Here is a 12423-nt window from a genome sequence, read left to right as displayed (position 1 = left end):
CAGTTCCGCCGGGGTCCGTTACCGGCGTCAGCTCAGGAGCACGACGCCACCGGGCAGCGTCTTGCGGGTAACGCCGAACGCCTGCTCGATCTGCGTCAACACGTCGTCGGGCCGGTCGATGCGGAAGCGGCCGTTCACGGGACGGCTGCCGAGCTGCGCATTCAGGAGAACGATGCGTCCCGAGCGATAGCGGTTCAACTCGGCCACCACGTCCGACAGCGGAGTCATGCGGAACAGCAACACGCCGTTGGTCCACGCCGAGACAACTTCCGGATCGATGTCCGCGACCGCGCCCAACACGCCGTTGCCGTAGGAAACCTGCTGCTTGTCGCGCAGCGTCACCGTGCGCTGTCCATAGCTGACGTCGACCTGCTGACGCAGGCAGGTCACACAGGTCGATGTGTCGAGAACGCGGATTTCGAAATTGGCATTGAGCGTGCTCGCGCGGCCGCCGCCTGCCTCCACGACGAACGGTCGTGTTACCGGCGCAGGAACGCTGATCGACGCCTCCCCGGCGACCAGTTCGATGCCGGCTCCACCGTCCCTCGTGCCGAGGGCAATGCTGGTGCGCGTGTTCATCCGGATCGATACGCCGTCCATCACCGTGATCCGGCGCTGCTCGCCAACCTGGGTGCGATAGTCTGCGCGCAGTTCTAACCAGGAGGGCCACATCCCGAACGGCGGCCGTACGACCATGGCACCGGCGACGGAAGCCGCGAGCGCACCGCCGATCATATGGCGCCGCGTCAGCACGGATGGACGACGGGTGGCATTGCCGGCGCTTTGCCCTTTGCGCAGATGCTCACCGGCCGGCCCCATTGCGCCCCACAGCCGGCTCGCGGACGCAAAGGCTTCCGCGTGGGCGACGCTCCGGCTTCGCCAGTGCTTCAGCGCCTCCACGTCCGCGGACGTCGCCTCGCCGGAGGTCAGACGCCTGATCCAGGCATAGGCCTCACGTTCCAGCGGATCCAGCGCATCGTCATTATCCGGACGAACCATCTATAACTCCACCCGGGGCCCATGCCGGCCCGTGGCGAACCATCTCCATGGCTGCTGACGTTCATCCCTAAGACGTTTTTCGACCGGAAAAGCCGCACAACAAATTTTGCTCTCCCGCATCATTTGGGCGGCTTCCGTTTGAAGCGCGAGGCGCAATATTCCTGCGCCGCCCGCAGCTCCTGTTCGACCATGCTCACGGAAATCCCGAAGCGCGCGGCGATCTCGCGGCGTGTCATTCCGTCAACACGCGCCGCCAACAGTATCTCCCGCCGCCGCGCCGGAAGCTTGGCGATGATGTCGCTCAGCCGGACTATCTCCCGTTGGTTCTCGACCACTTGCAAGGGTCCAGGCGCATCATCGGGGACATTGATCACGGCGTCGATGTCGGCCTTCGTGAGGCGCCGCTGTTCGGCGCGACGCTGGTCCAGAGCCGTGTTGATAGCCATGCGGAAGAGATAGGCCAGCGGATTGCGGATCGTTCCGACGCTTTCGCCTCCCGCAAGCCGCAGATAAGTATCGTGCAGCGCGTCTTCGGCCCATTCTTGTGACCCCAGCCGCCGCGCAAGGCGGCGCGTGAGATCGGCATAGCGTTTGACGAACAGGGTCCGCAGGGCGGAGCCATCCCCGATACCGTCGGGGTCGGGTTCTTTCGCGTCGCCGCTGTCGTCGGAGGGATCGCGGAGCTTATCCATGGCTCCGCCCTTTCACCTCAGCGGCGCAGTTAACGATACCGGAGGAGCGCGGCAGCATCACGAATGTAAAAGGCTGCGCCAACCCGGCCGGCGGCGGCTCGCCAATCGAGGCCGCTGCCACCGCGTCAAGGATCGCCGCATCCCGGTCCGGGTCGCTCGTCGAGCTGAGCAGGACCGGATGCATCACCTCGCCAGCCGGGCCGATCCAGAATTTCATGGCGAGGCGATAGTCGCCCGGTCTGGTCCGCGCGGTGCTGCACAGGGCGCGGCCGATGCCAGCCTGCAGCAGGCTGAAATAGCTTTGCTCGTCCCTGCCGCGGTTCGCCAGTGCCGCCCTGGCGATAGCAGAGGGTGAGCGCGCAATCGCTGGTTCCGGAGCGCCTGGCACAATGACGATCGCCTCGTCAGCCGTGTATCGTGCGACAAGCCCGCTACCCCTCAGCAACCGTTGAAGTGCCACCTCAGAGGACAGTTCGCCTTTCACCTCGACCGAGGTGCGGCCCAGCGCCAAGTTTCCGTCATAAAGCACGACGACTCCCGTCACGGCGCTGAACGTCTCCAGCGCCGATGCAAGTTGTTGCGCCGGGAGGTCGAACACGAAGCGATGATCGGCCGCGCGGAGGCTGCCGGAGATGAAGGCGACTGCAGTACCGAAGATCACGACCCAGCGCAAACGCCGCCACCGGTTCCTCGCAACCGGCCTGCTCATCGTCAAACGTACCCCCAAATTCATAAGCGCGTGTCGCGGACCCTAGCCAGCCAGTGTCACAATCCCATGTCGGACGTGGTACACACGGGTCGCTGCGATGCTCATATTATAATGTCAATGGTTTTGCGAGCGTCCGGCTGTTCGTGACCGAGCCGCCAAACGGCAGCACCGCCCGCTTCAGGCTTTAGGTGGTCGTCCGATTTACGTCGTCGATGTCTTGCCAAATCACGTCACGCTCGATGCGGAAACGGCGGACCCAGGCCACCGCTTCACCCCTTAGCTCGCGCTCGGCTTTATGTGTGCTGGATAAGCGAATGCAAGGCCTTGACCGCGGCTTCCCGGTTCTCCACAGGCACAAACAGACTGACCGAATGCGGCGACAACACATAACTGTCGGGGACAATCCCGTGATGTCCGAGAACCTGCAACGCCCTGAACGGCAATTCCGACGAAACGCCGCCGAAGCAGGTGAGACTCACCGAGCTTGACGCCTCGCGCTGCTTGCGCAGATCCTCAGCGTGCTCCAGCGTGCGCAACAGGGCGTCGAGCCACTCTGAATCACAAGCCACGGTCATGCTGGTCTTTCCCGCGGTGAAGCTCGAGGCGAGGAGCTGCGGCCAGGACAGGCTGTTTTGCTTGAGATGCTGCGCGAATTTCTCGAAACCGTGATTGAGATCCTTGGAATCGATTTCCACATGCTCAATGCGAGCCATCGAGTTGACGGCCAGAACCTTTCCGTTTTCCATGCCTGCAACCTCTTTCATCACTTGCGTGCTGTGTTCAACGCCACCCCACTGCTTGAGAACCAGAGGCACATCCTGACTTTGCGCCAGCTCTACGCTGCGAAAATGCAGGATCTTTGCACCCCAGAAGCACATTTCGGACAGGGATGCGAAGTCCACGCGCCGCAGGGGCTTTGCATCCGACACGATGCGCGGATCGGCCGAACAAATTCCGTCAACCTCTTTGATGATTTCACAGCGTTCGGCTTTCAGCGCCGCGGCCATCGCAACGGCCGTGGTGTCGCTGCCGCCGCGGCCGAGCGTAGTGATTTCCCTGGTCGCCGGGTTCACGCCCTGAAATCCTGCCAGCACGACAACGCGACCACGATCAAGTTCCTCACGCACGCGAATGGGCCGTACATCCAGAATGCGTGCAGAGGAATGCGAGTCGTCGGTCATCACGCCGGCCTGGCTGCCGGTGAAGCTGATCGCTGATACGCCGAGGTCGGAAAGCGCCATGCTCATCAGGGACATGCTGATGCGCTCACCGGTCGTCAGCAACATGTCGAGTTCACGGCGATTGGGAGCAGGACTTACCTGATAAGCCATCTGGATCAACTGGTCAGTGGTCTTGCCCATGGCGGAGACGATCGCCACAACACGATGACCACGGCCATGCAGCTCGGCGAGACTGCGCGCAACCGCGCGAATTTTCGTCGGTGTTTCGAGACAGACACCGCCATATTTTTGCACGATGATGGGATGGTTGCGCATCTAACCTCGGTGAGAAGCCTCGCTTGTCTCGTCCATAGAACCGACACCGCTGATCCATGTGCCAACGACTTCAAAGTTCGGATTGAAGGCGACAAGGTCCGCGCGGTATCCGGGCGCGATCCGTCCAAGCTCGGACTCCAGGCCCAGAAATGCCGCTGGCGTCCGAGAGGCCATGATAAGGGCATCGACAAGGGAGATTCCGGCGAGCTCAACGGCGTTGCGCACCGCTTCGATCATGGTGAGGTGAGCGCCCGCGAGTGTGCCATCGGGGCCAGTCAGGCGATTTTCGTGCAACGTGATCTGCCTTCCTTGCAGCATGAATTGCCGGTCGTTCGTATCAGCCAATGGCATGGCGTCAGTGACCAGCATCAATCGATCGCGTCCCTTGCAGCGGAAGGCAACGCGCAAACCAGCGCGGTCAACGTGGATGCCGTCGCAGATGATCCCCGCAAACAGCCGGTCATCCCAAAGCGCGGCGCCCACCAGGCCCGGCTCCCGGGCGTTCAACTGCGACATGGCATTGAACAAATGGGTCACCCCCGAAACACCGCGATCGACCGCCTGGCCGATTTCGGTTGCGCTGGCGTTGCTGTGGCCGGCCGCGATACGCAATCCGGCGCCGATCAATTCATCGATCATGGACGCGGGTACGCATTCCGGGGCCAAGGTCACAATGGAGCGGCCGCGGCCCCCAAAACTTTTGATCGCAGCTAGATCGCGCCGATCGGGCACGCGTATCTCGGCTTCCGGATGAATGCCCTTGCGAGACGTGTTGAGGGCCGGCCCTTCCAGATGAAAGCCGAGCACGCCGGGAATCTTCAGACAAGCCTGGGCGACTGCAGCCAATCGCTCGATGACCTCGCTGCGATCGGTGATGAGGGTCGGCAAGCAGCCCGTGGTCCCCTGCTTGCGGTGCGCCTCAACGATGCGTCGAACGCCAGCCTCCGTTGGCTGGTCGTTGAGAAGAACGCCCCCGCCTCCGTTCACCTGGATGTCGATGAATCCGGGTGCAAGGATCGCGTCTGCGGGAAGGTGGATGGAGGCGCGTGCCTCCGCCTCGCCGAAGGTGATGCTTTCAATCCGCCCCTGCGAGATCCTGACCGACCCCGGCCCGCGCATCTCGGCACCATCAAAGATGTGCTGTGCGGCAATCGTGAGAGAGACGGAAGACCCGACGTGGCCCATCAGTATTGATCCGAGAACGGCAGTCACGGACTCGTGAGGCGAGTCCTGTACAAGACTTTATATGTACACCTAGGGCTTTGGGAGGACCCGGAGCGAAACCCTCGCGTTAACTTTCCATGGGAACAAAAGGTACCACGTATCTCGGCATTGACGGCGGCGGAACCCGCTGCCGTGCCCGGATCGAGGACGAAAACGGCAGGGTACTCGGTGAAGCGAGCTCGGGGCCTGCCACGACGCGGATTGGCTTCGAGAAGGCCTGGCGGTCCATTATGGAGGCCACTGAAGCGGCAGGCGCACAGGCTGGACTGACGCGCGAGGATTTCGCGCGGATGCACGCTGGAATTGGCCTTGCCGGTCTTGGTCGCCGGGGCGCGGAAGCGGCGCTCAACGAGATCGCGCATCCCTTTGCGTCTGTCATCTTCATCAGCGACGGCCTGGCGGCCTGTCTCGGTGCCCATAGCGGCGCGGACGGGGCCATCGTGGTAGCCGGCACGGGCTCGGTGGGTGTCGGCCTGATCGACGGCTCCGAAATCCGTCTCGGCGGTTACGGCTTTCCCGTGTCGGACGAAGGCAGCGGCGCCGACATCGGCCTGCAGGTTGTTCGATTGGCGCTGCGGGCCGCGGATCGCCGCAGCGAGCTGACCCCATTGCTTTCAGAGGTGCTGGGTGCATTCGATCATGATCCTTATCAGGCCGTGGCTTGGTCTGAAGAAGCCAGGGCCACAGACTACGCTGCGTTCGCGCCGATCGTGATACGGCACGCCAATCAGGGCGATCCGGTCGGCCGTCGCATTGTCGAACGCGCGGCCGATGCCATTGGTGATCTGCTCGATCTGTTCCTGGCGAGAGGAATTGACCGGCTCTCGCTGGTGGGCGGGCTCGCAGATGCCATTACGCCCTGGCTGACGCCTGACCTGCGCGCCCGCCTGAGGTGTCCCGACGCCGACGCGGCGGCCGGCGCGTTGCTGGTGGCGCGAGGGCGGCTTGACCTGCCCGGGAGAGAAACTGACCATGAACAGGCTTCAAAGTTCAGCGTTTGATGGCGCACGGATCAACTATATGGCCACCGAAGAAGTAGATCCCCGCTTTGCCGATCTTGATGCATGGTCGCTGACGTCAGCGATGGAAGCGATGTGGGAGGGCCAGCTTGCGGCAGTCGCGGCGATTGGCCACGCCCTTCCCGCGATCACTGCGGCGACCGAAGCGGCCAAAGCGGCGCTGGGCGATCGCGGACGCATTGTGTATGTCGGCGCCGGCACCTCGGGCCGCGTGGCGGTCCAGGACGGCGCCGAGCTGATGCCGACCTTCGCCTGGCCTAACGAGCGTGTCCGCTTCATCGTCGCCGGCGGAGACAGCGCGTTCGTCACCAGCGTCGAGGGCGCGGAGGACGATGTCGATGATGCGGTCACGCAGATCAATGCCGCGCGACTCACGCCGCACGACGTGGTGATCGCTGTTGCCGCCAGCGGGACAACGCCATTCACGGTCGCGGCGCTGCAACAGGCGGGCTCTTTCGGTGCAGTGACAATCGGTGTCGCCAACAATCCGGGCACCGCACTGCTGGCATCGGCAAAGTTTCCGATCTTGATCGAGACCGGCTGCGAGCTGATCGCCGGCTCTACGCGGATGAAGGCGGGCACCGCGCAGAAGGTTGTGCTCAACCTGATCTCCTCAGGGATCATGCTGCGCCTTGGCCGGGTGTATCGCGGCATGATGGTGAACATGCAGCCGACCAATGCCAAGCTGAAGCGGCGCGCCGAGGCCATGGTGGCGCAAATCGCGCACTGTGATCCGTCGCACGCGGCACGCTCGCTTGAGCAGGCCGAGGGAGACATCAAGACGGCAAGCCTTCTGGCGTTGGGTGTCGACAGGGTTGATGCCGAGGCCATTCTGAAAAACTGTGACGGCAATCTTCGGCGCGTGTTTGCCGAACTCGCCAAGGATCTCGTCAAGGATGTTGACCGGCATCACAAGGAAGCGCCGGCGCGCAAGCAAGGCGGAGAGGTTGAGCCGTGACAACATCCGCGATGGCGAGCGAAATCGGTGAAAGCGCGGATGTTGTCGCCAAAATTGTTCGTAACCGCGCCGCCACGCGCGACATCGCACAGCGAATTGGGATTGGCTCCGCCCCCCTGTGCGTCGTGTGCGGCCGGGGAAGCTCCGGGCATGCCGGGGTTTTCTTAAGATACCTTGTCGAGACGCGGCTTCGCCTTCCCGTTTCAGCCAGCGCTCCTTCGGTGATCACGGCATTTCGCACGCCCTTGATGCTGCGCCATGCGCTGTTCATCGTGATCTCGCAATCCGGGCGCAGCCCGGATCTTATTGCGGCGACCAGGTCGGCGCGATCAGCGGGCGCCCGCACCGTCGCCATCGTCAATGCGACGTCGTCGCCGGTGGCTGACGAAGCGGAGTTCGTCATTCCGATCGAAGCCGGCAGAGAGCACTCCATAGCCGCGACCAAGACCGTGATCGGCTCGATGGCCGCTAGCGCCGGACTTGTTGCCGAGCTGGCGGAAGATCACGCGCTGCGGTCAGCCCTCGACAGGCTGCCCGAGCGCCTGCACCGCGCGCTGGTGCTCGACTGGTCCGGGATTGCCGATGATCTCGCCAACGCGTCAGCCGTGTTTGTGGCGGCGCGGGGCCTCGGCCTAGGCTCGGCGCGGGAGATCGCGCTCAAACTTTCGGAAATCCTGCGCCTGCCTTCCATTGGTCTGAGCGCCGCCGAGCTGCAGCATGGACCGCGGGCCGCGCTATCATCGCGCACGCCGGTTGTCATGATGCGCCTCATGGATGAAACGGCGGCCACGGTGGACGCGCTGGCAGAAGAATTGCGCGAGCAAAAGATCGCGCTGCATCTATGCGGCGGTCCGCATGGCTCGCTGCCCTGGTTGGCCGAGGATGACCCCGCCACCGACCCGATCACCATGCTCGTTCCAGCCTATCGGATGATCGAGCAGACGGCGCGCGCCTGCGGATTTGACCCGGATCGTCCCCCTCGCCTGAGCAAGATCACCGAGACGTTTTGACGGCTGACCGGCCCTAACGCCAAGACGTTCCATTTGGATCTTGCGTGTTTTTAGCGCCATCCCTTTTTTGTGATTAATATTTTTAATTATTTAATTGACGTTAAAATTAAATGAATTAAATCTGCGACATTATGTCACTCCGGATATTACTAAATTGGTTTTTCGAGGGTGATTGCCATGCTGACGCAGAAACCGAGCGCTTTATCCGTGAAGGCGCAGCCGCTTCTGTCCGCGGAAACTGATTATACCCTTCATGATCTGACCGTCACGGTGGCCGGCCTTCCGACTGCCGGAGTTGTCCTGAAAGCCGATCGCTTCACGCGGGTGACTGTTGGCGACACGTTGACAGCCGCGGAACTCGCCGCATTGAGCTTCGCTCCGACACCCTTGCTGTCCGGAGACGTGTCGCCCTGGAACGGGGTGGTGATTTACGTTCCCCAAGACTGCGGTCGGCTGCTGATCCCGTTGCCTGCCGACCTCCCTGCCGGCTTGACCGGGGACACACCTGTTGCGCTCACAGAGCTGCCCTCGAACGGTTCAGTGTTCTTGGCCGATGGAACGACCGCCGTCGCCCGCGGTCAAATCATCACTGCTTCACAACTATGCGGGTTGACGTTCAGCCCGGCCGCCGACGCGGTCGGACAGATTTCGCTGCTGCGCTATTGCAGCGCGGACGACGGATTCATGGGAGAAGTTCTGCTGATTGTCGGTCCCGGTAGGCCCACTGCCAGTCCAACGGAGGCCGATACCGCTGACGGCAGCAACTCGGTCGCGCCACTCGCTCTTGCCCTGCTGCTGGAGACAGGTCTTTCGTCCCTGAACTCGACGCAAGCTTCGGCTGCGGTCGATCCCAACGACGTCCTGCCACCCGATTCCTCGGCGCCATCGGGCCCGTCGGCCGGGTTGGCCGGTCAGGTCTTCGATCGGGCGGCAGCTCCTGTGCCCAGCGACCTCGTCGGTGCGGCGCCCGCAATCCTGGCGCAGTCGGCGACAACAGACACAACTGGTTCGACCGGAACGAATGCGTCGCCCTCCGACCAGACACGCCACCATCGTATCGGCTCGAGCACTCCTCCGGATTCCGGCAGCCTTACATTGAGGCCGCTGCCGTCCAGCGATCTGCTGCAGACGACATTGCCTAACCCGCTGACGACAACGACCACGTCCGCGTCGACGCTCAATTCCCCCGCGCCGATAACGACGAGCCTCCTGAATCGAGAGCTGATGATGGGTCCAACGTTGTTGGCCACCACGTTGGCGAACGGCCCTTCGAGCACGACCACACACTGGACCAATTCGGGCGGCGGATCCTGGAATGTCGCGGCAAACTGGGGTGCCGGTGTCCCGGGGCTTGCCGACAAGGTGGTGATGGATGCGACAGGAGCTTATACGGTCACGAGCACGAGCAATGTCGACATAAATAGCCTGGTCGTCGATGCAGGCGTAACCTTGTCGTGCAATCCCGGCACGCTATTCACTGTCGAAGGTAGCGTAGTCGACAACGGGATCATCCAAGCTGGCCCGTTCAATGGAAATCGAATTTCCAACGTAGACATCAAAGGCAATATCAGTGGCACCGGTTCGTTGGATGTTTCAAACCAGGCTGTCCTCGAGATCGGAGGTGCTGTTTCCGGACAACTGACAAACGGATCGTTTTCCGGGATAACCGTATCTTTCGATGCAGGAAACGGTGAGCTCGTCCTCGATCATTCGGCGCAGTTCCACGGTCTGATCGCAAGCTCGTCGCCGGGAGCACCGCTTTCGGCGAATCAGCTCATCGATTTGAAGGACCTTGCGTTCACATCGTCGATGTCGACATCTGTTCAGTACGACATCACCTCAAACACCAGCACAGTAAACTTCAGCAACGGTTCTACCACCGTCTCCTTGCTATTCGCTGGAAAGGATCCGAACTGGACTCTGAATAGCGACGGGCATGGCGGCACTGTTGTCGCCGATCCGTCTGGCACGAATCCAATCGTGCTGGAGAATGAGTTACCGGGCACGCCGATGAGCGTGTGGCAGGTTGCTCCCGGTGCCGATTCGACCAAGCTCGAGGGATTCACGACCGCAATCAGCACCAATATCGGCAGCACGGTACAGTTCAAGATCGACAATCTGACGGGCAGCCCGAACTATCAAATCCAGATCTATCGACTGGGGTACTACGGAGGAGACGGCGCCCGTCTCGTCACAACCCTGCAGCATCAGGGCACGTCATCGATCGCGCAGCCGTCACCAATCACGAATACTGCGACCGGGGAGGTCGACGCCGGCAATTGGAGCGTCACTGATTCATGGTCCATTCCGACCACGGCCGTATCAGGCGTTTATGTCGCCAACGTCGTCCAAGGCACTCAAGTTTTCCAGATTCCGTTCGTCGTCAAGGATCCCAACTCCACAAGCGACATCGTCTTTCAGACCTCTGATGAGACCTGGCAGGCTTACAACGGTTGGGGCGGCGCCAGCCTATATGGAGGCAACGGTCCTTCCCAGGGTGGCGCGGCCTACGCGGTCAGTTACAACCGCCCCATCATGACCCGGGATGGAGTAGGACTGTATGCGAATTCAGATGATACTGTGTTTGCAGGCGAATATCCCGCAATCTACTGGCTGGAAGAAAACGGCTACAATGTAAGCTACATCTCCGGCATGGATACAGCAACCAATGGCGCGTTGCTGCTCAACCACAAGGTGTTCATGGATGCCGGACACGACGAATATTGGACCGACAGCCAGGTCGCGAATGTTCAGGCCGCGGCGAACGCGGGCGTCAACCTGGTGTTCCTCAGCGGCAACGAGATCTTCTGGCAAACCCAGTTCACACCGAGCATAGACAGTAGCAAGACAGCCAATCGCACGCTGGTCACCTACAAGGACAGCCACTTTGAGCAATTGATCAACCCTAGCGGGCAGGGGACGGGCACCTTTGAGGCCCCCACCAATTGGGGCGGTGCCGCCATGCCGTCCAATGCGCTGACGGGAACGGTGTTCTCGGTTGATGAGAGCGGGAGCCTTGGGACGATCAAGATTCCCTACAGCATGACCCAGTTGCGTTTCTGGCGCAATACAAGCGTCGCGGCCACGGCACCCGGCCAGACAGCTTCGCTGGAAAGCGGCCTGTTGGGATATGAATGGGACTCCTCTCCCGATAACGGCTTCATGCCTGCCGGCCTGATCGACCTCTCTTCGACGACAGTCCAGGAATCTACGGCGTTCAATACGGAGTTCGGGAACGTCGACACAAGCGGTACCGCAACCCACAATCTGGTCGAGTACCGTGATCCCACCAGCGGCGCGTTGGTGTTCGGGGCGGGCACCGTCTTTTGGTCATGGGGCCTGTCAAACCAGCACGACCCTTCGCCGGACGGCAATCAGACAAACACCGACCCGAACGTCCAACAGGCAATGGTGAATGTGTTTGCGGACATGGGCATCCAGCCCCAGACGCTGCAGGCCAGTCTGGTGATCGCGAGCCAGTCGACCGATCACACCGCGCCAACGTCCAAGATCACCAACGTGTCATCCTCGTCCGTGATCGAAGGCCAAACCGTAACCGTAAGCGGTACCGCGACTGACGTCGGCGGCGTGATTGGCGGCGTTCAGATTTCGACCGACGGTGGAAAAACGTGGCACGTGACGAGCGGTCAAATTGGCACGCAAACTGTCAATTGGACCTACACTTTCCATGCGCCGGCCAAGGGGTCGTACAGCATCGAAACCCGAGCGGTCGATGACAGCCTAAATCTCGAGACACCGGGTTCCGGCGTGTCGTACACGGTTTCACCGTCCACGTCCCTCAACCTATTTGGCTCCAGCGCCACGCCTGCTACGGCTGATGTAAGTGACCCACACGGCGTGGAAGTCGGTCTCAAGTTCACGTCAAGTACCAACGGCCAAATCACCGGGATCCGCTTCTATAAGGGGTCCCTGAACACCGGCGCCCATGTGGTTGATCTTTGGAGCGCCAGCGGCACACTGCTGGCGACCGCCACGTCCACCAACGAGACCGCCAGTGGCTGGCAGCAGGTGAACTTTTCGAGTCCTGTGAACATTGTTGCAGGCACGACCTATGTCGCCTCGTACCACATGACCAATGGCCAATACTCCGATACGCCTTACTATTTTGACACGCTCCAAAATCCGACAAACGGATCTCTTTCCGCAACGGCTGATGGTCTGAATGGCGTTTACGCCTATTCCTCAGGGAGTATCTTCCCCACTAATATCCCTGTCTCTGGCGACAACTACTGGGTCGATGTCGTCCTTAACGATACTGGCTCGACGACTGAGACGCCGCCGGTGCTGGTGACCCA

Annotated in this window: 9 protein-coding genes; 4 read left to right on the top strand and 5 right to left on the bottom strand. The window is 61.5% G+C overall.

Annotated features, from left to right (window positions below):
* Positions 1 to 27: 27 nt before the first annotated feature.
* From CWO89_RS15975 to nagA, 5 genes are all read right to left on the bottom strand, one after another.
* The gene (locus CWO89_RS15975) at positions 28 to 999 is read right to left on the bottom strand and encodes a FecR family protein (RefSeq protein WP_130579742.1); all 972 of its coding nucleotides are present in this window, start codon (positions 997 to 999) and stop codon (positions 28 to 30) included.
* A gap of 119 nt (positions 1000 to 1118) precedes the next feature.
* Positions 1119 to 1691 (bottom strand): RNA polymerase sigma factor, encoded by a 573-nt coding sequence (locus CWO89_RS15970; protein WP_130579741.1) that lies wholly within the window; start codon positions 1689 to 1691, stop codon positions 1119 to 1121.
* The gene (locus tag CWO89_RS15965) at positions 1684 to 2352 is read right to left on the bottom strand and encodes an STN domain-containing protein (RefSeq protein WP_130579740.1); all 669 of its coding nucleotides are present in this window, start codon (positions 2350 to 2352) and stop codon (positions 1684 to 1686) included. Before CWO89_RS15965 ends, CWO89_RS15970 begins: the two co-directional genes overlap by 8 nt.
* 341 nt (positions 2353 to 2693) lie before the next feature.
* Positions 2694 to 3896, bottom strand: coding sequence for an aspartate kinase (locus CWO89_RS15960; protein WP_130579739.1), 1203 nt, complete (start codon positions 3894 to 3896; stop codon positions 2694 to 2696).
* Complete coding sequence (gene nagA, locus CWO89_RS15955; RefSeq protein ID WP_245476322.1) at positions 3897 to 5015, bottom strand: N-acetylglucosamine-6-phosphate deacetylase; 1119 nt, start codon at positions 5013 to 5015, stop codon at positions 3897 to 3899.
* 182 nt (positions 5016 to 5197) lie between these two features.
* Here nagA and CWO89_RS15950 point away from each other — a divergent pair, with 182 nt between their 5' ends.
* From CWO89_RS15950 to CWO89_RS15935, 4 genes are all read left to right on the top strand, one after another.
* Positions 5198 to 6121, top strand: coding sequence for a glucosamine kinase nucleotide-binding domain-containing protein (locus CWO89_RS15950; RefSeq protein WP_130579737.1), 924 nt, complete (start codon positions 5198 to 5200; stop codon positions 6119 to 6121).
* A gap of 19 nt (positions 6122 to 6140) precedes the next feature.
* Positions 6141 to 7097, top strand: a complete 957-nt coding sequence (locus tag CWO89_RS15945; RefSeq protein ID WP_130579736.1) for an N-acetylmuramic acid 6-phosphate etherase — start codon at positions 6141 to 6143, stop codon at positions 7095 to 7097.
* Between the two features lie 11 nt (positions 7098 to 7108).
* Positions 7109 to 8107, top strand: a complete 999-nt coding sequence (locus CWO89_RS15940; protein ID WP_130579735.1) for an SIS domain-containing protein — start codon at positions 7109 to 7111, stop codon at positions 8105 to 8107.
* Positions 8108 to 8284: 177 nt separating this feature from the next.
* On the top strand, positions 8285 to 12423 hold a 4139-nt coding region (locus tag CWO89_RS15935), incomplete at its 3' end, for a N,N-dimethylformamidase beta subunit family domain-containing protein (protein ID WP_245476321.1).

This window comes from Bradyrhizobium sp. Leo170 (assembly GCF_004296405.1).
GTDB lineage: Bacteria > Pseudomonadota > Alphaproteobacteria > Rhizobiales > Xanthobacteraceae > Bradyrhizobium.
The sequence above is the reverse complement of the archived record's forward strand: the minus strand, read 5'-3'. Positions and strand labels throughout refer to the sequence as shown.